Raw genomic sequence first — 23,809 nt, forward strand, 5'->3', positions numbered from 1 at the left:
TCGTTGTCCCTGTTGATCTCGTTGTGGTGGTCGCTGAGGGGAGCGGGGCGGATCGAGCGGTCGGAGGGGTGACCGCGATGGCAATGGGTTCGGGCACGGGTCGGGGGATTCCGCCGTTGACGGTGCGGATGGCCAGGGCGAGCAACCCGCGGGGCACAACGGCGATGTGGATGCGGGACCGGCTGGACGAGTTGTTCACAGACGACGACTTCGCCGACTGGTATCCGGCGGACGGCCGGCGGGGCCTGTCGCCGGCCCGGCTGGCCATGGTGTCGGTCCTGCAGTACGCGGAGAACCTGACCGACCGCCAGGCCGCCGAAGCGGTGCGCTGCAGGCTGGACTGGAAGTACTGCCTGGGCCTTGCCCTGGATGATCCGGGCTTCGACCACTCCGTCCTGTGCGAGTTTCGCGACCGGATGGCCCAGGACGACCGCGCGGACCGGCTGCTCGCTTTGATGGTCGACCGCTTGGCCGCGGCGGGCCTGGTCAAGCGGCATGGGCGGATGCGTACCGACTCCACTCAGGTGCTGGGCGCGGTGCGGAAGTTGAACCGGGTGGAGCTGGTCGCTGAGACGCTCCGCACTGCCCTGGAGGAACTCGCCAAGGCGAACGAGGAGTGGCTGGCGCCGCTGGTCACGGTGGGGTGGGCGGAACGCTACGGGCGCCCGGTCCGCTACGACCGGCTGCCCCGGTCCAAGGAGAAACTGGCTGCCCATGTGCTGCAGGTCGGCGAGGACGGCATGAGCCTGCTCCGCGCGGTCCACCAGGAGGGTGCCCCGCCCCGGATGCGGATGCTGCCGCAGGTCCAGGTGTTGCGGCAGGTGTGGGTCCAGCAGTTCTGGTACGACGCGGCGGGGCAGTTGGGCTGGCGCGGTCCGAAGGACAGTCACGACCGGCTCAGCCGCCGCGATGCCCCGCGCCGCTCCGGCGGGCCGGGCGAGGGCAGCCCTGGCATCGGCACCGCACGGGTGCCCTGGTCGCGGGAGGAGATCGTCACGCCGCACGATGGCGAGGCCCGCTTCGCCCACCGGCCCGGCAAGGCAGCCTGGATCGGCTACAAGGAGCACCAGACGGAGACATGCGATGGCACCGGACCGAATGTCATCGTCCACGTGGCCACGCAGCCGGCCCCCGAACAGGACGTTTCCGTCCCTGGAGTCGATCCATCACGCACTGGGACGACGCGAACTGCTGCCCGCCGAACATCTCGTGGACTCCGGCTATGTCACCCCGGCGGGCGGCCATCCTGCGGGCCACCACCGCCTATGGCGTTACCGTGCTCGGCCCGGTCCGGCTGGTCTCTCCCCGACAGCACCGCCCCGGCTTCGACAAGAAGGACTTCCACATCGACGGGGACCGCCACACCGCGACCTGCCCACGCGGAGTGACCAGCCCGCCCTGGAAGACGACCCGCCTCGACGGTCAGACAAGCCACTCAGTGCTCTTCCCCCGCGCCGCATGCCGAGAATGCGCGGATCGACAGTCCTGCACCGGCAATGCCGACGGTCGAAGCCGCCACCTCATCCTGATGCCCCGTCCGCTGCAGGAGATCCAGAACCGCGCGCGCATCGAATAGGAAACCCATGCATGGCAGGCCCGCTACGCGATGCGCGCACGCTGCGAGGCCACCGTATCCGGGACTGTCCACACCCATGGCCTGCGCCAATGCCGCTACCGAGGGCTGGCGAAAGTGCACGTACAACACATCCTCACCGCTGCCGGGGCTAACGTCGTCCGACTCAGCGGATGCTTTCCACCAGGAACTGCACCACCCAGGCCCGCACGGCGGCTCACCCCGTTTCAGCGGCTCTGCCGGAACAGCACCGCAAAACCTGGCAGTTGACCATTCTCACCAAAGATCACCAACAGCATCCGAAAATCTTGCCAGAGCCGAACGTTTTACAGTCCCGCCGGAGCCTGCACACCGAGCACCTTGCCCGGACCGCCACCGACACCGACGGGCCCGACCCGGCAATCACCACCCGCGCGCAGACCGACGCGCTCGGCCGCGTCCTGGACGACCTCGCACGGCAGTTCGCCCCCCACGCCGGCTCCCTCCCCCGCACCCCACAGCCCGCAGACGTCATACGGCAGGCCAGCGAGGAGGACCTCGATGAGGAACGCCTCCTCCTGCCGGTCCAGCAGGTTGCCGCGCCGCGTCCAGCGGGCCTCGGCCTCATACGGCGATTCGAGCCGCACCCGGGAAGGCGGCTGGCCGTCGCGCTCGGTGCGTACCGGAACCTTCCGCGCCCGTCCACCAGAAAGTGGAGGGCCGGGGACGGAAAACGGAGCGTCAGCCACCGCGCCAGGGCATGCCCCTGCTAGGAGAAGGTCTCGTAGGAGCCGTGAACCGGCTTGCCGCCGACCAGGGTGAGCAGCACGCGGGTGTTGGCGATGTCTTCGGCCGGGATCTTGAGGATGTTGCGGTCGAGGACGATCAGGTCGGCGAGTTTGCCGACCTCGATGGAGCCGGTGCGGTGCTCCTGGCGGAGCTGGTAGGCGCCGTTGAGGGTGGCGGCGCGGATCGCGGCGCGGCGACGCAGACGCTGGCTGGGGGTCATGGTGCCGTACTTGGCGTATGGAGTGCCGGGGAGGGCGGTGCGGGTGATGACGGTGCGCAGCGCGTCCCATTCGTTGAGGGGGTCGACGGGCCAGTCGCTACCGAGGGAGACACGGCCGCCGGCGCGGAAGATGGCGCCCTCGGGCTCAAAGTTCTCGTATCGCCCGGGACCGAGGTAGGGCTCGACGCTGTCGGTGGTGTCGGGGCCTGGCTTGGCCCAGTGGAAGCCCATCGAGGCCACGACGTCGAGGCGGTGGAAGCGCGGGATGTCGGCGGGCGCGACGAGTTCGGCGTGGGCGATGGTCAGGCGGTTGCGCTTGTACCCGGCGCGGCGGACCGCCCCGAAGGCGTCGAGGGCGACCTGGACGGCGTGGTCGCCGATGGCATGGGTGTGCGGGTCGAACCCGGAGGTGGCCGCCTCGGTGAAGAAGGCGTCGAGTTTGTCCTGCGGCCAGTAGATGGTGCCCTTGCGAGTGCCGGGAACCATGTGGCCGTGGCCGTCGTCGACGAGGTACGGCTCCAGGACCGCGGCGGTTTGAGCGGGCGCCTGCAGCACGCCGTCGAGGAATACCTTGACATTGCCGACATGGACATCCGGCCGGGCCCTGAGCACCCCGGCGTCGTAGCGTCGGCGGAGCCGCTTCAACCGGCGCAGCGGGGTCTTCTCGGTCAGGTCGACCACCAGCGCGAAATGGGCACGGGCGGTGAGCTTGCCCTGCTCGGCCACCGTGGTATAGGCACGGAGCATGTTCTCGTCGGCTGCCGCGTCCATGAAGGTCGTGACGCCCTGGGCGCGCAGCGCGGAGAGGGCTGCCTCGGCGTACCGGAGGTTGTCGGCGTCGGTGGGGGCCGGGAGGACGGCACCGACGAGGGCGGTGGCGCTGTCCTGGAGGATTCCAGTGGGCGCCCCCGCTGTGTCGCGCTCGATGATCCCGCCTGCCGGGTCGGGCGTGTCCTTGGTGATTCCGGCGAGCTCCAGGGCGCGGCTGTTGACGAGCATGGTGTGGAAGTCGCTGGAGGAGATCGCGATGGGTCGCTCGGTGGCGAGGCCGTCGAGGTCCTTGCGCGTCACGGTGACTCCGGTCGGCCGCAGCGCCTGCACGTACCAGTGCGAACCGATCACCCAGCCGTCCGGCTCCTGATCGGTGGTCTTGGTGAGATACACGGAGACTCTGTCCAGAAACTCCGCGACCGTCAGCGACGCGTAGGCGAAGTCCAGGCTCAGCAGACCGCTGCCGGCGGACAGGCTGTGCAGATGGCCGTCGTGCAGGCCCGGCATGACCATCCGCCCGCCCAGGTCCACCACTTGTGTGCGCCTGCCGATGTAGTGCGCGGCGCCGTTGTCCGTGCCGACATAGATGATATTGCCGTCCCGGACCGCGACGGCCTTCTTGATGCTGTCGCGGGCGTCGACCGTCCAGACGTAGCCGTTGCACAGGACCAGATCGGCCTCGGCGGAGGCAGCCGCCGCTGTCGTCGCGTCGGTGGTCGACAGCGCGGCGGTCATGGGGATGGCGGCCATTCCGGCCGGAACTGGGCGGCTTACGAACCGGTGCTTCACGGGAGGTTCCCTGCTATCGGGGGTCGAGAGCGCAGATGATTCGTGGTTGCCCTGGCAACCACAAGGCCTTGAAGTCTTCGAAATCGGTGGAGAAACCCGTGTGAAACACGTGTATCCGTAGTCTGTCTGCCGTGGGGCGGATGAGAATCATCGATGTGGCGGCGGCTGCCGAGGTGTCGCGGGCTACCGTCACCAACGCGCTCAACGGCACGGGCCGGATGAACGCCGCGACCCGGGTGCGGGTCCGGGCCATCGCCGCGGAGCTCGGTTACCGAACCCCGGTCAGGACCCTGGCCCTGGGCGTCACGGCCTTCCCCGGCGTGCCCTGGAACTTCCTGGAGATCGCCTACTACCGGGCCGCGGTCGGCGCGGCGATGGCGGCGGCGCACCGGCACGGCTTCGGGCTGACGGTGCTGCCTGCAGGCGCGACGGGCTGGGAGTCGGTCTCGGCCGACGGGGCGCTGATCCTCGACCCTTCCGGGGACGATCCCCTCGCTATAGGGGCCGCCCGCGCGGGCATCCCGGTCACCTTCCTGGGACGCCCCTCCGCTTCGCGTGGGAGTTGGATCGACAACTACCACGACGTCTCGACCAAGGCTGTTCTCGATCATCTCGCCGGACAGGGCGCCCACCGGATCACCCTGATCGCTTCGTCGGCGACCGACCACTACACCCGCAGCTGCGTCGCCGCCTACCGCGCCTGGTGCCGCGCCCACGGACGCCCCGAGCGGGTCGTCGACTGGGAGCCCGGTGAGGACCCTGCCGAAATCGCGCTGGCCGGGCGCCCCGACGCCGTCTACGCGATCTACGAATCGATCGGCTTCCTGCTGCTGGACGCGGCCCGCAGACACGGACTGCGCATCCCGGATGACCTCCTGATCGCCTGCTTCTCCGAGGACCCGGCCTACGCCACGGCCGATCCACCCGTCACGACTGTCTGCCACCGCGCCACGACCGGCGGACGTCTGGCCGTCGACGCCTTGGTCACCCGGCTGCAGACCGGAGTCCAGCTCCCTTCGGTCCTGGTGCCCGCCCGGCTGGCAGTCCGGCGCTCCGCCCTCCCCGGACCGGAGATCGGAAACGAAGGCCCTCCCTTCGTCGATGTTGTACAGCGGGAGCGCGACAATCATGACCGGCTGGACGCCGCCGGTGACCGCGATGAGCAACTGACACGTCATGAGGGCAACCACACGGTCGACAGGGCTTTCGGATCGAAGTAGCCGATGGACGAACGGACGGGGGCGCGACCCGGCGGGTCGGGCACCCCTCCTTGTCCCGGGCCCCGAGCCACCGCTGGACCGATCTGAGCCGGCCCGTGACGTCACTGACGGATGTCGAGATCGCGGGCGCAGCGGAAGCCGGCGTGGCCGCTGGAGGAGTCCGGGGTGTTTGCGCTGCGGGCGGCGACCCGGTAGCGGTTGCAGTACGAGCGGTGGCACATGTGGGAGCCGCCGCGGATGACTTTGGCGTTGCCCGTGGCGGGGCCTTTCGGATCGGCGAGGGTCTCTCGGGCGAAGTGGTGAGTGGTCCACCAGTCGGCGCACCATTCCCAGACGTTGCCCGACATGTTGTACAGGCCGAAGCCGTTGGGTTCGAAGGCGGTCACCGGAGCACTGCCGCTGTAACCGTCGTCGGCGGTGTTCCGCGACGGGAACCGCCCGCGCCAGATGTTGCACCGGTAAATGCCCCCGGGATCGAGTTCGTCGCCCCATGGATAGCGCTTTAGTACGAGTCCGCCACGGGCGGCGTACTCCCATTCGGCTTCGGTGGGCAGACGTTTGCCCGTCCACCGGCAGTAGGCCTGGGCGTCGTGCCAGGAGACGTGGACCACCGGGTGGTTGGGGCGTTCGGTCACGGTGCTGCCGGGTCCTTCAGGCTGGTTCCACACGGCGTCGGGCACCGCGCACCACCACGGAGTGCGGTCCGGCCGTGCTGCCCCGCGGCGCAGCACGGCCGGCAGGAAGCCCGCGAACACATAGGACCAGCCCAGGCGTTCGGCGTCCGTCACATAGCCGGTGGCGTCGACGAAGGCGGCGAAGTCGGTGTTGGTCACCGCGCAGGTGTCGATGAGGAACGGTTTAAGGCGAACGCGGCGCACCGGTCCCTCGCCGTCGTCGGCGAAGCCCTCCTTGTCCTCGGCGCCCATCAGAAAGTCGCCACCGGGCAGCATCACCATGCCCTCCGTCGACCGTCCGCCCCGCACGGACCGCACGGGCATCCGCGGGTTCACGGAGGAGGCTGCTGTGCCGCGTGAGACGGCGCAGCAGGGGCTGACGGAGGGGCGATGTTCCATGGCGGACTTCCAATGAGGCGGGTGAGGGCGGGGGTCAGGTGGTCGACGGCGGAGGCGGTGTTCCTCCCGGGTCCTGTGTCTGGGCACGGCGTCGGTCCAGTTCCGCTGCCACGGCGGCGACATCGCGGCCGTACACCGGGTAGAGCAGCGTCAGGAAGAGGCCGTTGAGCGCCATCAGGATCACGAGGACCCACAGGAACACCTGCTGCAGACCGATGACCTCCCCGAGGTATCCGGCGCCGAGACTGAACATGGCCCAGGCGATCGCCTCGAAGACGTTGAGGTAGACGGCGAACGCGGCCCCGCGGAGTTCGGGGAGGGTCACGGCCATCAGCATGGGGCGGTTGACGCCGGGGTTGACGCCCTGGACCAGGCCCATCAGTCCGAAGAAGAAGGCGAACATTCCGATGCCGCCGTAGTCGATCTGGGTGGCGAAGAACGCGACGACGGCGAAGGCGAACTGGGCTGTCTGCAGGACGACGACCAGGCCGTTGCGAGGGTTGCGGCGTACGGCCCAGTCGGACAGCACGCCACCGAGCAGGGTGCCGGCGAAGAACCCGATCCCCATCGGGAGCATGACAGCGGCGGCGACCTGGATGGAGAAGCCGTACACGTCCACCAGGAAGACGACACCGAAGATGAGGAGCAGGAGGTGGCCCGACAGCAGCCGGGAGCACATCAGGATCACGAGACTGGGGATGCGGAAGAGGGCCGCCACGTCAGCACGGGTCACCTTGGCCTGGGCGGTGCGGGTGGCCTGGTCGAGGCCGGCGAGCTGGTCCTCGGACGCTCCCGTGCCGGGATCACGCAGCCAGAAGCACAAGGCGATGCCGACGAGCACGTTGAGTGTTCCGATGCCCCACAGGCCCCACCGCCAGCCGTCCTCGAACCCCGCCAGCTGCCCGAGCAAGGGGGCGAACAGGGACGAGGCCAGATTCAGGGTGCCGTAGAGCACGCCGACGGCCCGGCCCCGGGATCTGCTGTCGAAGAGATCGCCGATGAGCTCATTGGCGAGTGGCCCTGCCGCGGCGTAGCCGGCGCTGAGGAGTGTGCACAGGACGAGGAGCTGGGTGAAGTTCTGGGCGAAGCCGGCCCCGATACCGAAGACCCCCCAGAAGCCCGAGGACACGGCCAGGACGCTCTTGCGGGAGTACCGCCGGGCGGCCCACACCCACAGCGGGCCGGTGATCACACCGGCGATCTTTCCGGCGGCGGTCAGGACGCCGAGGCCGCTCAGCGAGATGCCGAGCGCCTGCCTGATCACGGGGAAGAGACCGTTGATCAGACCGGCCTCGGTGCTGTCGACGAGCATGGTGCCGCCGACCAGGGACAGCTGACGCCAACGGCCGGGTACGGCGGTCGGGGGCGGAGTCTTCGTCGCTGCGGACGAGTCCTCGATAAGCTCGGGCATGCGCTACCTCGTTCTCTGTGTCGTTTCTCTGCAGGAGTGATGCGGATGGGGTCGGAGCGTGGTCCGGTGACGGGGCGGCCACCCCGTCACCGGCCTTGGACGGTGTACGTCAGAGCTCGGCGAGTTCCTCGGCGACCAGTCGGAGCCGGTCGGCCGGCACCGTTGCGCCGGCCATCGCCGCGACGTCGATCAGCGACGTCGATCCCAGGAACTGCAGCAGCTCGGAATCGGTGATCGCGGGCAGGTGCCGTTTCACGACCTCGGCCGCCGCCGGATCACCGAGCAGGTGCAGGACGGGCGAGCGCAGCGAGAAGCGCCCCTCGGGATAGTCCTCGGTCCGTGGCAGCGGACGCGCCGCGCTCTGGGCCTGGGCCCGCTGGGCCCGGACCAGCAGGTGGTGCTCGCCGACGGGCCCCTCGGCGGGCAGCCCGAGCCGCTCGTACTGGCTCTCAGGGGCTTCGTTGCGGCGCATCAGCTCCACGAGCAGCCCGGCCATGCGCAGCTCCACCGCGTCGTCCACGAGCGGCTCCAGCTGTTCGGGGTCGCTCTCCAGGTCGAAGAGCAGCGTGCCGTGGTGGTAGGCGTTGATGAAGGTGCGCCCCGGTATCCGCAGCGTTCGCACGCCCTTGGTGAAGCCGAACGGCTCGGCCAGCTCCATGTCCACCAACTCGGCGGGGGAGAACCGCTCGCGCATATGAGTCGGCATCAGGGTGTGCTCCAGCAGTGGCCCGTTCTCGGCGGAGGCGGGGGCGCGCATGTACACATACCGTCCGTCGGTGACGTTGACGTGGCCACCGTGCATGCCGAACAGAGCGGCCTCACGCACCGGTGTGTCGCTCTCGACGGGCAGCGGCACACCCTGCATGTCGTCGGGCCTCTCGACGCCGAAGAACTCCAGGATCGTCGGGGCGAGGTCGACGGTCTGCACGAGTGCCTGGCGTCGCTGGCCCGCGGCCTGGGGGGCCCGTGGATCCCAGACGAACAACGGCAGATGAACCAGCTCGTTGTACCAGGGCTGGACGGCCTTGCCCCACCAGCCCTTCTCGCCCAGCAGCAGCCCGTGGTCGGTGTTGACGATCAGCAGGGTGTCCTCCCACAGATCGTGCTCGTCCATGGCGTCCAGGACGCGGCCCAGCGAGTGGTCGCACATGGACACCAGCGCCGCGTACTCATGGCGGGCGTGCGTGACCTGGTCGTCCGTCTCCACCACGCGTTTGTAGTCGGGCCAGTCGAAGTGCGGGCCGTCGTAGGTGTGGGGGTAGAGGTCCTTGTAGCGCTGGTGGCTGAAGAACGGTTCGTGCGGGTCGAAGGTCTCGATCTGGACGAACCACCGGTCGGCGTCCCGGTTGGTCTCGATGAACTCCAGCCCCGCGTCAAAGGTGAGGGTCTGCGGATGCCGGTCCTCGGTCGGCATGTAGCTCCGGTTCACCCAGTCCTGCCGGTAGCCGTGCCAGCGCAGCTTCTTCAGGTCCTCCGGGATCACCGGGTCCGAGACCTGCCCCTTCCACGGGTCACCCTCCTGTCCCCGGAAGAACTCCCAGGTGCTGTAGCGGCCGTGGTAGGTGGCGCCACCGTCCTCCCAGTAGTGCGGGTGGTCGCTGGCCAGGTGCGTGTGCACGCCGGCACGCTTGAGCAGTTCGGGCATGGAGTCGTCGAAGGGTTCCAATGGCCCCCAGCTGCGGTGCAGGAAGTTGTACCGCCCGGTGTGGATCTCGCGGCGGGCGGGCATGCACGGCATCGAACCGGCGTAGGCGTTGTCGAAGGTGGCCGTACGTTCGGCGAGCCGGGCGAAGTTCGGGGCATGCGTCCAGGCGTCTCCGTACGGCGGCAGCAGACGCCGGTTGAGACTGTCGAACATCACCATGATCGCCTTCATGTGGCAGTTTCCTCTCCCTGTGCCCCGTGGCTCTCACGGGGCTGCCAGTCCTCCAGGCGCCGCAGCATCTCCTCCAGCCAGGCCACCCACCGGTCCATCGATGAGGCACCGAACAGGTGCATCGCCTCGGAGATCTCGACCGCCAGCTCCCGGTCCAGCTCGGGCAGCGGGTCGATGAAGTCGAGGGCGCGGTGACGGTGACGGTTGCGGGCGATCTGGGCGTACCGATAGTCCAGTTCGGTCCTGATCAGATTGATCGCGGCCTGCCGGTCCAGGGGCGCGGCGAAGGCGAACCGGGTCAGGAAGTCGGGGTCCTGGAAACGGCTGGGCGGCTGGTACGGCGATCGCACCCAGGCCATCAGTGCCTCCCGGCCCACCTCGGTGAGCCGGTATACCTTCGCGTCCGGTTTGCCCTCGCGCGGGTCGATCTCGAAGGTCACCCAGCCGTTGGCCACCATCCGTCCCAACAACCGGTAGATGTGGCTGTGATGCAGCCGCGACCGCAGGAACTGGCCCTCGGTCTCGATGAACTTGCGCAGGTCGTACCCACTCAGCGGACGAAACGACAGCAGCGCGAGCAGTGGATATTCCATCGTATGAGCCCCACCCATATGTGCGTAGTCACCTATTGCACAACGGGGGCGCATGACCGTCAAGGTGGGCGCGTCCCCCGTCGGACGACAGGTACACGCAGGCGGATCTGACCACTCGGCCCGGGGATCTGCTGGTCCTCGATGGACAGGTCCCAGTCCTCGGGTGGGCCGACAGGCGCGAACAATGCGCCCACCATCTCCATGCCTGTGTCCATGTCCTCGACAGCTCGTGCAGCCAGGGCATGGTTGCGTGGCGGGATCCGAGGATGGAAACCGTGGCCCGATCCGTTGGTCATCGACCATCCTTCCCACTCGGAAATGCGACGCGGCAAGCGGTCTGTGACCTGTCCCGACCTGCGGCGCAAGGCGTGAAATTCTCGACGGTGACATCACCCGGAAGTCCGATGAACCTTCGCCTGGACCTGGCATGGGGCCGCAGTCGTGTCGGCGAGCGTCGCCGGGGCTGAGCAAGGCCCCTCAGGAATCAGGGCGCAACCGTTCGGCGAGGAAGGCGGCGGACTGCCGGACGAGGGCGGGAATGTCGGTGTGGCCGAGGAAGATGTGATCGGCGTCGTCGACCAGGACCAGTTCGGACTCGGCTCCGACAGCGCACAAAGCGGAGTGGAGGATCTCGCTCTGCTCCGCGGGGACGAGTCCGTCCTTCCTCCCGTGGATGAGCAGGAAGGGTGGTGCCTCCGGTGATACGTGGGTGACTGGGCCGGCGAGACGCAGCGCGTCCTCGCTGCGGTCTCCGAGCAGCAGCCCGATGAAGCCGGAGGACCGTGTGAAGGGCATGGCAGTGAGGTCGGCGATCCCGTACCAGTCCACCGCCGCACGAACAGGTTCACTGGAACCTGGGAGTCCCACGTCCCCTTCGAGGTCTGCGCGACCAGAGGTCAGTGCGGTCAGCGCGGCGAGATGTCCGCCCGCCGACTCGCCCCACACGCCGAACCGATCGGGATCCAGCCCGAGTTCGTCCGCGAAGTGGCGCAGATAGCGAATGGCCGACTTGACGTCGTGGAGCTGAGCGGGGAATCGCGCTTCCCCGCTCAACCGGTAGTCGACAGAGGCAATAGCGAGTCCGTGTGCCAGCAGTTCGTTCAAGACGGTCTGGTGTTCAAGGGTCTCGGGAAGATAGCGGCGGTCGCCGAACAGCCATGCTCCGCCGTGGATCCACACGACCACTGCGGCTGGTCCATGTCCTTGCGGGACCCAAAGATCCAGTTGCAGAGGGCGGTAGCCGAGGTGGTTGGCGTAGCTGATACCGCTGTAGTGCAACGATCCGTCGGCTTCCTGGGCGGGAGCGACGGGTGGCAGGAACGCCGGACCCGGCCACTCACGTCGCAGAGCGTCCAGGTCGGGCCGGTCACTTCCGGATGGGGGCATGTCCATCGTCTCTCCCGACAGAGGTGGGGTGTGTACGTGTGGTCGACTCGATGCAGGCAGGTTCTGGCCGAAGGGAACAACGGGCCGACCCCGTGGTCGTGGCACCGCTAGCCGAGGATGCCGCTTGGCGAGAAGGCCAGTTTCGCGAAGCGTTCGCCGATACGACGGTGGGCGGCGCCGTCCGGGTGCAGGTCGTCCGGCATCGGAAGTTCGGCGGCGTCAGCCTCGCCGTAGAGGTCACGGCCGTCCAGGTAGTGCAGGTGGGGGTCCTCGGCCGCTCGCTGTGCCACGATGCGGGCACCCACTGAACGCGTCGAGGCGGAACCAGTAGTCGTGTCCTGCGTTCAGTGGGCGGTCTCGGCCTCACTGGGCCAGTGAATGAGCCCGGTGCGGTACTCCTTCTCGGGGCTCGATCCACGGCGACGATGTCTCCTGCCCCAGCGGATTCTCCGCTCCGGTCAGGCATGTAGACGGATGACGCCGTGAAGGCGCAGGTCTCGTGACGACGCTCCGACGGCGATCGCGCGTTCGCCCGTGCCGAGCACCCAGTCGTGTTCGCTCGGCGACCAGCTGGACAGCTGGCGCCGGCCGATCATCAGCCGGACGCGCTGTTCCTCGCCGGGCGCGAGAGTGAGCCGACGGTAGGCGGCCAGCTTCCGAACAGCCTGCGGAAGACCGAGGTCCGGGGACGGGCCGAGGTAGATCTGGACAACCTCCGCTCCGCTTCGGGTGCCGGTGTTGCGCAGGGTGAAGGACACCTCGACGCCCGTTTCGGTGGCTGCCTCCGTCCGCAGGTCCGCGTAGGTGAACTCGGTGTAGGACAGGCCGTGGCCGAACGGGAACAGCGGCTCGACATCGTAGGCGTCGTACCACCGGTACCCGACGTGAATGCCCTCGCTGTAGGTCACTCGCCCGTCGGTGCCGGGGTAGCGGGCGGGATCCCCGGCCATGGGATGCGACTCCTCGTCGGCGGGGCAGGAGACCGGCAGTCTGCCACTGGGGTTCTCGTCGCCGAAGAGCAGCTCCGCGGCCGCCTGCGCGCCCTGCTGTCCCGAGTACCACATCTGCAGTACCGCCGCCGTGTCTGGCAGCCAGGGCATCGTCACGGACGTGGCGGTGTTGAGCACCACGACCGTCCGGGGGGTGACGGCGGCCACGGCGGAGATGAGCTCGTCCTGAGCGGCCGGCAGGGCGAGCGTCTCCAGGTCCTTGCCCTCGGTGGCGTCCTGCCAGGCGAACACGACAGTGGTTTCGGCGGAGCGCGCCGCGGAGACGGCCTCGGCCAGGTCGGCCGCCCGGGTGGCCGGCGTCTCACGGCGCAGCCGGAAGGACATACCGTCGGCGTCGGCATCGGCACGTATCGACAGAGTGTGTGTGCCCTTGGTCACGTTCCGGGTGGCCGAGCGGAGTGCGAGTCCGTCGGCGCTCGTGCCGACGAGCCCTCCCGTGAAGAGTTCCTCCCAGCCGGGTTGCACAGGGAAGAGCTCCTCCCCGTCGAAAACGATGGCGGGCCTGTTGTAGATCGGGACGGCGTCGTCCTCCTGGGTCCATTCCTCGTGGTGCGACCAGTGCAGGACGAAGGTCCACTCGTCGTCCTCGTCGGCACACAGTGTTCCGTCGTAGCTCCACGACCGGCCCGGTGGGATGGCCTGCGTCCCGGTGACATCCAGCAAGACAGCGGGAGAGAGGTCTTCTGCCGGGATGTCCTTGCCGCACCAGTCGACGCCCGCCGCGAAGGCGACCTCTGCGCCCCCGGCCCGTGCGCGCAGTGCCTGCAGTGGGCTGTCCGCGTGGTCGGGCACGACGTGCGAGCTGCCGCCCCCGCTGACGAACGGGACGGAGCCGGTCATTCCTATGACGGCGATGGAACGCGCCGCGGCCCCGGTCAGCGGCAGGGTGGCGTGTTCGTTGCGCAGCAGTACGGCACCGGCCACGGCGACCTGTCGCGCGATCTCCGCGCCGAAGGCGGGATCCCGGGGCGGCGCGGCGTCGGCCGATGCCTCCAGCAGACCGAAGCGGTCCATCACCGTGAGGATCCGGTCGACGGCCCGGTCGACAAGGGTCTCCGAAATCTCTCCCGCCTCTACGGCTTCCTTCAGGGCCCGGCCGAAGTACTTGCCGGTGGGCATCTCCATGTCCAGGCCGGCCGTGAGGGATGCCTGGGTGCTGTGCGCCGCCCACCAGTCGGTCATGACCCAGCCGTCGAAGCCCCAGTCCTGGCGCAGGAGCTCGTCCAGCAGTTCCGGGCTCTCGCAGGCGAAAGCCCCGTTGACGGAGTTGTACGCGGCCATGACGGATCCGACGCCCGCTCGCACGGCGGCTTCGAAGGCAGGCAGTTCCATCTCGCGCAGCGTCTGCTCGTCGACGATCGCGTCGACGGTCTGGCGGTCGTGCTCCTGGCTGTTGGCGGCGAGATGCTTGACGGTGGCGATCATGCCCTGTTCCTGGATCCCCTGGATCTGGGCCACGGCGATGTCGGAGATCAGCAACGGGTCCTCGCCGAAGGTCTCGAAGTTGCGCCCGCCGTACGGGGTGCGGACCAGGTTGACCATGGGTGCGAGCTGCACGTTCTGCTGCAGGGCACGTCCCTCACGCCCGATGACGGTGCCGTAGGCGTGGGCCAGAGCGGGGTCGAACGTCGAGGCCAGCGCGACGGGAGCGGGCAGCGCCGTGGCTCGTGCGGTCACCCGCACGCCGCTGGGGCCGTCCGACAGCCGCAGTGGCGGAATGCCGAGCCGGGGCACACCGGGTATGACGCCCGCCTCACCGAGCTTCTCCAGAACCGACCAGTTTCCGTGCAGCAGCGAGATCTTCTCGTCGAGTGTGAGCTGCGCGAGGAGCCGGGCGACCGTGACGGGGGCGTCGGGCAGGGGGTTGGCCTGGGTCATGGAACACCTTCTCGGGTTCTGGGTACGGACGGGCGACCGGCGCCGATTGCGCTCTCTGAAGGCCCGGACCGAGCGATCTACTGGACGGCGGAAGGAACGCGTACGAACGGATACAAGCCATCCTGCACACTTGGACAGTAGGGACTCAGAGGGAGTATTGCAAGAGCCGAATCCGATTGGAATAGTCCAGATGGACAGATTTTCGACGAGGCGTTTGCGCTGTTCAGAGCCTGTTTTTGGAGTGTCTGATCAGGATGCGGGTTCATGATGCTGACGCGATCCGTTGGAAAAACTGTCCAGATGGACTAGCGTCCCTCCGCAACGAGATCGCGCCACTTGCGAGACACATCCACAATCGAGGAGAGAATCATGAATTCTCCCGACTCTTCGTCCGCGGACATCCCCGGGAGACCTCACGACGCGATGTCGAAGGGGTCTGTCGGCAGCGCCGTGCGGGATGAGGCCGCGACGGACACCGTGTCGACCAGGGCGGAGGCCGGTGGGACGCCCGCCGGGTCCGAGAGCGAAGGCGTCGGCCTGACGCCATCCATCCCCCGAAGGCTGCTGCCCTCTCTGGCTCTCGTGAACACCGGGCTGCTCTTCGTGCAGCTCGGCGTCATGGCCATCCTCGTACCGAACCTGATCGTGACGATCGACCCGAGCGGCAAGGTGGGCTCTCTCGCCTTGGCGACGACGGTCGCGGGACTTGTCTCGATGCTCGCCCAGCCTCTGGTCGGGGCTCTGAGCGACCGCACCAGAAGCCGGTTCGGCCGTCGCACTCCGTGGATCGTCGTCGGCGCGGTTCTTGCCGGCGGCTCACTGCTGGCCATGACCGGCATCCGGTCGGTGCTGGCCGTGACCATCGTGATGACGATCTTCCAGCTCACGGCCGCTGCCGCCGGGGCGCCGCTGTCCGCCGTGCCGGCGGACCGTATTCCAGCCTCGCGGCTGGGAGCGGCGTCCGGCGTCATCGGCCTCGGCATCAACGTCGGCGCGGTCCTCGGCATGGTCGCCGCGGCGCGTCTCGCAGCGCAGCTCGATGTGGCGTTCGCCGTCTTCGGCCTCCTCATCACCGTGGTGCTGCTTCTCTTCGTCCTGCTGAACAGAGAGGAATCGACCGCCGACCTCGAACGCGTCCCGTTCGACTGGCGTGCGTTCCTCAGGGGCTTCTGGATCAGCCCGCGCAAGCATCCGGAGTTCGCCCTGGTCTTCGTGGCGCGCTTCCTGTTCGTCCTGTGCTTCTACCTGCCCTTCACCTTCCAGCTGTACATCCTCACGGACTACGTGAAGATGGACATCGGCTCCGCGAACAGCAAGATCGCCATCCTCAGCCTCATCGCCCTGATACCCACCGCGCTGGGCCTCCTGGGTGGCTGTTTCAGCGACCGGGTCGGCCGGCGCAAGCCCTTCATCTACGCCGCGTCGTTCTTCATGCTGATCAGTTACGTGTTCCCGCTGATCATGCCCAACCTGGCCGGCGTGGCCACCATGTTGATGATCAGCAGCCTTGGTTTCGGCCTGTACATGGCGGCTGACGCGGCGTTCATGATCCAGCTCCTTCCGGACCGGTCAGGAGCGGCAGGAAAGGACCTCGGCATCCTGAATGTCGCCACCCAGGGGCCTCAGGCGCTCAGCGCGGCCATCGGAGCCGTCCTCATCAGCTCGCTCGGCGGCTATCCCGGACTCTTCGTCAGCGGCATGATCGCCTCGCTGCTCGCGGCTGTCGTGATCATCCCCATCAAGTCCGTGCGCTGACTCCGCATCCTCACCGACCGGCCGGCTGTACTCACCGCCAAGAGTGCGGGTCAGTAATCCGGTCGTCTGACGAGCGCACCGTGTCCGCTCTGGAGGACGGGCGACGAGGCCATCCTCCGTCCGTCCTCTTTCCCACGCACATCCGGAGTGCCCCGGTATGACGAACCCCATCACCCCACCCGCGTCGGCAACGCCAAGGGCATCACAGACGCAGCTCGCCGACGTCTCTCTCGGCGCTGTCCGTACGACGGCCCCCACGGTGGAACACCACGACGAACCGCTGGGCATCGGCGAGGAGCGGCCTCGGCTCTCCTGGCGTGTCACGACCGGTGCACGCAACTGGGTCCAGGAGCGCTACCAGTTGGCGATCAGGCGGGTGGGCGGCGGTACGGCTCGGGGTGCCGAGCACGGCGACACCACCGGGTGGATCGACTCAGCCGAACAGGTTCTGGTCGACTGGCCGTTCGCTCCGCTCGCGGCACGCGAACGCGTGGAGATCCGCGTACGGGTGACCGGCGAGGATGGAGTGGAGAGTCCCTGGAGTCCGGCCACCACGCTGGAAACCGGCTTGCTGGCACCGCGGGACTGGGACGCCCGCTTCATCACCGCCGACGGTCCCGGCGAACCCGACGGCCCCGCCCCGTTGTTCAGACGCGAGTTCACCGTCCGCAAGGACCTGCTCTCCGCCCGCCTCTACATCACCGCACAGGGGTTGTACGAGGCGCGGATCAACGGCCGACGTGTCGGCGACCATGTTCTCGCACCCGGCTGGACCAGCTATCGCCACCGGTTGCACTACCAGACGTACGACGTCACGGAACTGCTCCTGCCCGGTGCCAACGCCCTCGGAGCCATGCTGGGCAACGGCTGGTACCGCGGGTACCTCGGCTACTGGGGCGCACGCGCACTCTACGGGGACCAGCGAGCGCTCCTCGCACAACTCGAACTGCGCTACGCCGACGGCACCGAACAGCGCGTCGTCACCGACGCGGACTGGTCCTGGCTGCCCGGTCCGGTGCTTACCGACGACCTGTATCGCGGTGAGCATGCCGACCTGCGGAAGGAACCAGCCGGATGGGACCGAGCGGGCCACGATGCCGCCCGCTGGCAAGCGGCCGACGTACTCGACACCGACCCGCGGATCCTCACGGCCCCGGACGGTCCCCCCATCCGCCGTACCGAGACCCTGCCCGCCGTATCCCTGTCCGAGTCCTCATCGGGCACAACGCTGGTCGACTTCGGCCAGAACCTCGTCGGATGGGTACGCATCACAGCGAGCGGAGGGCCGGGTACCGAGGTGACCGTTCGTCATGCCGAGGTGCTGCAGAACGGTGAACTCGCCACCAGGCCGCTGCGGACCGCCACCAGCACCGACACCTACACGCTGGCCGAAACCGGCGAGACCGTCCTCGAACCCCGCTTCACCTTCCATGGATTCCGCTACGCCGAGATCAGCGGACCGCCCGGACTCGCCATACACGACGTGGAAGCCGTCGTCATCGGATCGGACCTGCGCAGAACGGGCTGGTTCAGCTGCTCGGACCCGTTGCTGGAACGCCTCCACGAGAACGTCGTGTGGAGCATGCGAGGGAACTTCCTCGCCGTGCCGACCGACTGTCCGCAGCGCGACGAACGCCTCGGCTGGACCGGGGACATCCAGGTGTTCGCGCCCACCGCCGCCTTCCTCTACGACGTCGGAGGATTCCTCGCCTCCTGGCTCAGAGACCTGTCGGCGGATCAGGGTAAGGACGGGAATGTCCCCTGGTTCGTACCCGACCTCATGCCGACACCGAGCCCGCCCACCGCGGCGTGGAGCGATGCCGCCACCGTCGTCCCGTGGGTACTGCACGAACGGTACGTCGACCGGGGGCTGCTGGCCCGCCAGCTGCCCAGCATGGTTGCCTGGACGGACTGCGCGGCCCGGGAAACGGACGAAACCGGTTGTTGGCGTGCGGGATTCCAGTTCGGCGACTGGCTCGACCCGGCCGCGCCGGCCGACGCCCCCAGCGCAGGCCGCACGCCCCCGGAAGTCGTCGCCACCGCCTACCTCGTCCGTTCGGCGGAACTCACCTCGCTTGCCGCCGAGACGCTCGGCGAACTGGAGACAGCCCGTCGCTATACCGAACTGGCAGAACGGACCCGCGCGGCCTTCGCCCGTGAATACGTCACGGCGTCCGGCCGGATCCTGGGCGACGGACAGACTGCCTACGCCCTCGCTCTCCACTTCGACCTGCTGCCCACCCCGGAGCAACGCCGCCATGCCGCCCGCCGACTCGCGGACCTCGTGCGCTCCGGCGGGTTCCGGATCGCCACCGGATTCGTGGGAACACCGCTCATACTGGACGCTCTCACAGAGGCGGGGGAAGCACATCTGGCCCACAGGCTGCTGGCCCAGCGCCAGGCACCGTCGTGGCTGGATCCGGTCACCCGAGGAGCGACGACCATCTGGGAGCGCTGGGACAGCCTCCTGCCGGACGGTTCCGTCAACCCCGATGGGATGACATCGTTCAACCACTACGCCCTCGGCGCGGTTGCCGACTGGATGCACCGGTCCCTGGCCGGTCTGGCCCCCGCTGCTCCCGGCTACCGCTCCCTGCGCGTGCGCCCGCTCCCCGGATACCTCACGCGGGCTTCCGCGCGGCACCTTACACCGTACGGTGAGGCAGAGGTGGCCTGGCGGCTGGACGACGGCGCCTTCCACCTCTCCGTGGTCGTGCCACCCGGCTGCACAGCGGAGATCTGGCTTCCGGACGACCGAGTCCCAGAGCATGTCGGCAGCGGACGGTACTCATGGTCGGTGCCGTACCCGGTCGGCGCCGGCGCACAGCTCCAGCGGACGACGAGCGTACGAAGTCTCATCGACGACGAACCCTCATGGACTCGCCTGGTGAAGCTCCTCCAGAGCATCGAAGGCGTGACATTCGCCGACGATCGGGCCCTGGTAAAGCTTGCCGTGCCGAATCTGGACCGGAGTGTCGCCGACTTCGTCTCACGACTGGTGGCCGACCTCCGCCCAGGCCGCGGTGTCGACGCCGCGGAGATTCTGGCGGAGCTGGAAGAAGCGGATCCGCACGCCTGACCACCGTGGCCCCGTCATGGTCCGCGCCGACGCCCTGACCAGGAACCTGGCGGGGCCAGGCCCACTGCGGAACGCGCCCCCGAAGCCCTCAGCCGGCTCGGCCACGCCATCATTCTCAATCCCGCCGAGCATCCCTGACCCCGCGGCTTCCGGGAACCCGGATATCCGGCAACACTACGGCCACCGGGTGCATCTCACTCCTATACAGCCCCTAATGGGAGCTGCCGAGTCGGAGAGACTCGGTGCCGTAGCCGCCGACAGGTGAGCACTCACAAGCCCGGAAGCATCCGACTTCTGTGGTCAGACCGTGCCCCTGCCGGTCGGCCGGAAGGCCAGACCGCTGATGGGGTGGCGTGCCCGCCGAGCAGAGCGTGAGCACTGGATCCATTAGGGAGCGTGCCGCGTCTTCCGCAGGCTGCCCGAGTGAACTACCTGACCGGGAGGGCGAGTTGATTCTCATCGGCGACGACTGGGCCGAGGACCACCACGATGTCGAGGTCCAGGACGCGACCGGCCGCAAACTGGCCGCCGCGAGACTGCCCGAGGGCGTGGAGGGCATCACCAAGCTTCACGAACTCATCGCGAGGCACGGCGGCGACGACCTCGATGCCACCGATGTGATCGTCGGCATCGAGACCGACCGCGGCCCCTGGGTACAGGCCCTGCTCGCCTCCGGCTACCAGGTCTACGCCCTCAACCCCCGGCAGGCCGCGCGGTTCAAGGAGCGGTACGGCACCTCCGGGCCAAGAGCGACAAGGGTGACGCGCATGCGCTGGCCGACATGGTCCGCATCGACCGCGACCAGCTGCGGCCGGTCGCCGGGGACAGCGAACAGGCCCAGGCCGTCAAGGTCGTCGCCCGCGCCCACCAGACCCTCATCTGGGAACGCACCCGTACCTTCCAGCGGCTGCGCAACACGCTGCGCGAGTACTTTCCCGCCGCCCTGAACGCTTACGCGGACCTGGAACTGACCAGCCCGGACGCACTGGAGCTACTGATCAAGGCGCCTACACCCGCCGCAGCGGCGAAGCTGACCTGCGCGCAGATCACCGTCGTCCTGGCCCGCTACCGCCGACACAACCGGAGCGCCAAGGCCGCCACGATCCAGACCGCGATGCGCGAGCAGCACCTCGGCCTGCCTGAGCCGGTGACCGCGGCCTACGCGGCCACCGCCACCGCCCACGCGAAGCTGCTGGTCGCCCTGAACGAGCAGATAACCGAGCTGGAAGCGCAGGTGAAGGCGCATTTTCTCGCGCACCCGGACGCTGAGATCTACCTCTCGATGCCCGGCATCGGGGTGATCACCGGCACGCGGGTGCTCGCCGAGTTCGGGGACGACCCCGCCCGCTACGCGTCCGCCAAGGCACGCAAGAACTACGCCGGCACCAGCCCCGTCACCCGCGCCTCCGGCAAGAGCCACACCGTCCAGGCCCGCTACATCCGCAACAACCGGCTCGCCGACGCCCTCCAGCGTCAGGCGTTCTCCGCCCTGCACGCCTCACCCGGCGCCCGCCACTACTACGACAAGCAGCGCGCCCGCGAGGCCGGCTACAACCCCGCCCTACGCCAGGTCGGCAACCGCCTCGTCGGCATCCTCCACGGCTGCCTCAAGACCCGAACCTTCTACGACGAAGCGACCGCCTGGTCGCACCACGCACACCCCGAACCCCATGCAGCTTGACACCAAACGACATGGGGTGTCTGACCAGGTCACCTTTACGCGTCAGCAGCTATTCGCCGGCCTTGTCGCTGACGGCGTCGAAGTGCCTCAGCAGGGAGCGCAGACTCTCCAAGGCGGCGTCGGTGGCTTCAGGCTCACCGAGGACGAGCTGATGCATTACGAGCCCCTCGAGTGCGGCGAAGACCAGCCGAGCAAGTGCCTTGTCAACGTCAGCGCCCAGCATATGGCTCAGCTCACGCTGCGCGACTGCGAAATACTCGTCGTACATCGCGCGGACCTGTGGCTGTAGCTCCGGCCTGCGGCGCGACTCGAGCAGCAGCTCGTACTTGAACACCCGGGCGTCCGGATCCGCCGAGACCATCTCGGACAATCCGCGCGAGTCATGCGCTCCCTCACCGAAGCCCGGTTCGAGGATACTGTGACTCATCGACGTCTGGACCGTATGGGCGAGAGCCTCCTCGATGAGCGCGGCGCGCGAACCGAAATGGTGCACGACGAGGCTGTGGGCAACCCCGGCCTCCTCCGCGACAGCCCGATAGGTGAGGCTGCGCAGACCGCCCCGCGCCACCACACGTACAGCGGCTTTCAGCAGGGCTTCGCGGCCCTCGCCGTAGTGCATGCGTTTACGTGGCTTTCGGCTCTTCGCGGCGTCGGCGGAAACGGTCATGACTGCGACCCTACCTGCCCGCTCACACTCCCAGACAGACGCCCGATCGGCCGACGGCGCGTGACGCCCCAGGCCGGACGTCGCACCCGACGTGGTGCCGACGCCGCACCTCGTAGCGCCGGCGCAGCGGGTCAAACCGTGAAGGACGGGCTGGCGGTGTGAGGTTGGCAGGCCGGTGGTCGTCGGGGAGGACAGCCTGGGTGCCGCCGATCACCTCCAGATCGGCGACGTCCCGGCCGGCCGAGGCCCTGACGTCCTTGCCTGGGCGTGCTGCTGCACGCCGGGCGCATCCGCCGGATCGTTTCCTCGTACGTCGGCGAGAACAAGGAGTTCGCCCGCCAGTACCTGGCAGGTGAACTGGAGGTGGAACTGACTCCGCAAGGGACTCTCGCCGAGCGCCTGCGGGCCGGCGGCGCGGGCATTCCCGGGTTCTACACCCTGACCGGAGCCGGCACACAGGTCGCCGAGGGCGGTCTGCCGCTGCGCTACCACCCGGACGGCCGGGTGGCTGTGGCATCGCCGCCCAAGGAGACCAGAGATTTCCGCCGTGACGGAGTCACCCGCAGCTACGTCCTGGAAGAGGCCCTCACCGCCGACTTCGGCCTGGTCCGTGCGTGGAAGGGCGACCGGCACGGCAACCTCGTCTTCCGCCGCAGCTCCCGGAACTTCAATCCGCTGTGCGCCATGGCGGGGCGGGTGACGGTAGCGGAGGTCGAGCACCTGGTGGAACCGGGTGACCTCGACCCGGACGCCATACACCTGCCCGGCATTTACGTCCACCGTGTGCTGCCACTGACACCCCGACAGGCTTCTGCCAAACGCATCGAGCGCCACACCACCCGCAGCCGACCTGGTGCGGACACGGCTGAGCACCGGGCAGTCCCCGCGGCCACCGAGACGAGGAGACCTGGGCCATGCCTCTGACCCGCGACCAGATGGCCGCCCGGGCCGCCGCAGAACTCAGCGACGGCGCCTACGTCAACCTCGGCATCGGACTGCCCACGCTCGTGCCGAACCACGTCCCCGACGATGTCGAGATCGTGCTGCACTCCGAGAACGGCATCCTCGGCGTCGGCGCCTACCCCTACGAAGGGCAGGAGGACCCGGACCTCGTCAACGCAGGCAAGGAGACCGTGACCGTACGCCGGGGTGCCTCCTTCTTCGACTCGGCGACATCGTTCGGAATGATCCGCAGCCGCAAGATCGATGCGGCAATACTCGGTGCGATGCAGGTCTCCGCCGACGGTGACATCGCCAACTGGGTGATCCCCGGCAAGATGATCAAGGGTATGGGTGGGGCGATGGACCTCGTCCACGGGGCCAAGAAGGTCATCGTGCTCATGGAGCACACCGCCAGAGACGGCACCCCGAAGATCGTCCGGGAATGTTCACTGCCCCTGACGGGTCGCCGAGTCGTCCAGCGGATCATCACCGACCTCTGCGTTTTCGACATCACGAACTCCGGTCTCCTCCTGCGCGAACTCGCTCCCGACGTGACGGAGCACCAGGTGCGGATGAGGACCGAACCGGAATTCGCGATCGACCTGACCTGACAGTGAGGATTGGCCATGGCACCGCTCGGGGGTCTGACTCGTGACCTGACGGACGCTCCGGTTGTCCTTGGCAGGAATTGTCGGCCCGCCGGGCGGTGCCACGCTACGGCTGCAGACCGCGCGTCTGGGCTCGATTGAACAAGTCAGGAGCCTGGCTAGAGGTCCCATCACTGTCTCGTCCGTCTGCCCGACCGGCACGTGCCCTCCCGCACGCGACAGGCGGAAAGGCATGGCGGAACAGCATGACAGACGAGATAGCGGTGATCGGCGGGATCGACACCCACACTGATCTCCACCAGGCCGCCGTCATCGACGGCATCGGCCGTCACCTCGCGACCGAGCAGTTCGAGACCACCCCAGACGGCTACCGGGGACTGCTGGACTGGCTGCGCTCGCACGGCAGCGTGCTGGCGTGCGGCATCGAAGGAACCGGCCTGCACGGCCACCCGCCGCGCGGCGCCAGACCAGGAGGAACCACGCCGCGCCGCGCGGCCCAACCAAGGAGA

14 protein-coding genes and 4 pseudogenes are annotated in these 23,809 nt (G+C 68.3%); 8 read left to right on the forward strand and 10 right to left on the reverse strand.

Translation table 11 applies throughout. From position 1 onward, the window contains the following. Window positions 1-77: 77 nt before the first annotated feature. Both OG734_RS04020 and OG734_RS47850 read left to right on the forward strand, forming a co-directional pair. Window positions 78-1,388: a transposase gene (locus OG734_RS04020; RefSeq protein WP_330286078.1), complete on the forward strand. Its 1,311-nt coding sequence runs from the start codon at window positions 78-80 to the stop codon at window positions 1,386-1,388. Beyond that, window positions 1,385-1,843, forward strand: a pseudogene (locus OG734_RS47850) (transposase). Before OG734_RS04020 ends, OG734_RS47850 begins: the two are co-directional and overlap by 4 nt. A gap of 56 nt (window positions 1,844-1,899) precedes the next feature. Here the strand turns inward: OG734_RS47850 and OG734_RS04025 are convergent. Together OG734_RS04025 and OG734_RS04030 are read right to left on the reverse strand one after the other, a co-directional pair. Then, window positions 1,900-2,199 (reverse strand): hypothetical protein, encoded by a 300-nt coding sequence (locus OG734_RS04025; RefSeq protein WP_330286079.1) that lies wholly within the window; start codon window positions 2,197-2,199, stop codon window positions 1,900-1,902. Between the two features lie 122 nt (window positions 2,200-2,321). Beyond that, window positions 2,322-4,082, reverse strand: a complete 1,761-nt coding sequence (locus OG734_RS04030) for an amidohydrolase (protein ID WP_330286080.1) — start codon at window positions 4,080-4,082, stop codon at window positions 2,322-2,324. Window positions 4,083-4,261: 179 nt separating this feature from the next. Between OG734_RS04030 and OG734_RS04035 the strand changes: the two genes are divergently transcribed. After that, window positions 4,262-5,341, forward strand: a complete 1,080-nt coding sequence (locus tag OG734_RS04035) for a LacI family DNA-binding transcriptional regulator (protein WP_330286081.1) — start codon at window positions 4,262-4,264, stop codon at window positions 5,339-5,341. 101 nt (window positions 5,342-5,442) lie between these two features. On the opposite strand, the gene OG734_RS04040 is transcribed toward OG734_RS04035, so the two are convergent. From OG734_RS04040 to OG734_RS04070, 7 genes and pseudogenes are all read right to left on the reverse strand, one after another. Continuing rightward, window positions 5,443-6,339 (reverse strand): formylglycine-generating enzyme family protein, encoded by an 897-nt coding sequence (locus OG734_RS04040; protein ID WP_330293556.1) that lies wholly within the window; start codon window positions 6,337-6,339, stop codon window positions 5,443-5,445. Between the two features lie 109 nt (window positions 6,340-6,448). Then, window positions 6,449-7,825: an MFS transporter gene (locus tag OG734_RS04045; RefSeq protein WP_330286082.1), complete on the reverse strand. Its 1,377-nt coding sequence runs from the start codon at window positions 7,823-7,825 to the stop codon at window positions 6,449-6,451. 109 nt (window positions 7,826-7,934) lie between these two features. After that, window positions 7,935-9,701 (reverse strand): sulfatase, encoded by a 1,767-nt coding sequence (locus OG734_RS04050; RefSeq protein WP_330286083.1) that lies wholly within the window; start codon window positions 9,699-9,701, stop codon window positions 7,935-7,937. Further along, on the reverse strand, window positions 9,698-10,294 hold the full coding sequence (locus OG734_RS04055; protein WP_330286084.1) for a PadR family transcriptional regulator: 597 nt from the start codon (window positions 10,292-10,294) through the stop codon (window positions 9,698-9,700). The genes OG734_RS04050 and OG734_RS04055 overlap by 4 nt, the downstream gene beginning before the upstream one ends. 477 nt (window positions 10,295-10,771) lie before the next feature. Further along, window positions 10,772-11,686 carry an alpha/beta hydrolase gene (locus OG734_RS04060; RefSeq protein ID WP_330286085.1) on the reverse strand — a complete coding sequence of 305 codons (915 nt, stop codon included), beginning with the start codon at window positions 11,684-11,686 and terminating at the stop codon, window positions 10,772-10,774. A 101-nt stretch (window positions 11,687-11,787) separates the two neighbouring features. After that, window positions 11,788-11,979, reverse strand: a pseudogene (locus OG734_RS04065) (lipase); the annotation flags it as partial. Between the two features lie 159 nt (window positions 11,980-12,138). Further along, a complete protein-coding gene (locus tag OG734_RS04070) occupies window positions 12,139-14,568 on the reverse strand; it encodes a beta-glucosidase family protein (protein ID WP_330286086.1) in 2,430 nt (809 codons plus the stop codon). 369 nt (window positions 14,569-14,937) lie between these two features. Here OG734_RS04070 and OG734_RS04075 point away from each other — a divergent pair, with 369 nt between their 5' ends. The 3 genes and pseudogenes from OG734_RS04075 (at window position 14,938) to OG734_RS04085 (ending at window position 21,083) form a co-directional block, all read left to right on the forward strand. Continuing rightward, a complete protein-coding gene (locus tag OG734_RS04075) occupies window positions 14,938-16,323 on the forward strand; it encodes an MFS transporter (RefSeq protein WP_330286087.1) in 1,386 nt (461 codons plus the stop codon). 157 nt (window positions 16,324-16,480) lie between these two features. Further along, on the forward strand, window positions 16,481-19,402 hold the full coding sequence (locus OG734_RS04080; RefSeq protein ID WP_330286088.1) for a family 78 glycoside hydrolase catalytic domain: 2,922 nt from the start codon (window positions 16,481-16,483) through the stop codon (window positions 19,400-19,402). A 449-nt stretch (window positions 19,403-19,851) separates the two neighbouring features. Next, window positions 19,852-21,083: pseudogene (locus tag OG734_RS04085) on the forward strand (IS110 family transposase). A gap of 49 nt (window positions 21,084-21,132) precedes the next feature. On the opposite strand, the gene OG734_RS04090 reads toward OG734_RS04085, so the two are convergent. Then, window positions 21,133-21,750 (reverse strand): TetR/AcrR family transcriptional regulator, encoded by a 618-nt coding sequence (locus OG734_RS04090; RefSeq protein ID WP_330286089.1) that lies wholly within the window; start codon window positions 21,748-21,750, stop codon window positions 21,133-21,135. Window positions 21,751-22,011: 261 nt separating this feature from the next. Between OG734_RS04090 and OG734_RS04095 the strand changes: the two are divergent. Both OG734_RS04095 and OG734_RS04100 read left to right on the forward strand, forming a co-directional pair. After that, a pseudogene (locus OG734_RS04095) lies at window positions 22,012-22,674 on the forward strand (CoA transferase subunit A); the annotation flags it as partial. Beyond that, window positions 22,665-23,303, forward strand: a complete 639-nt coding sequence (locus OG734_RS04100) for a CoA transferase subunit B (protein ID WP_330286090.1) — start codon at window positions 22,665-22,667, stop codon at window positions 23,301-23,303. The pseudogene OG734_RS04095 and the gene OG734_RS04100, both read left to right, overlap by 10 nt. Window positions 23,304-23,809 lie beyond the last annotated feature (506 nt).

It is taken from the genome of Streptomyces sp. NBC_00576 (assembly GCF_036345175.1).
Taxonomy (GTDB): domain Bacteria; phylum Actinomycetota; class Actinomycetes; order Streptomycetales; family Streptomycetaceae; genus Streptomyces.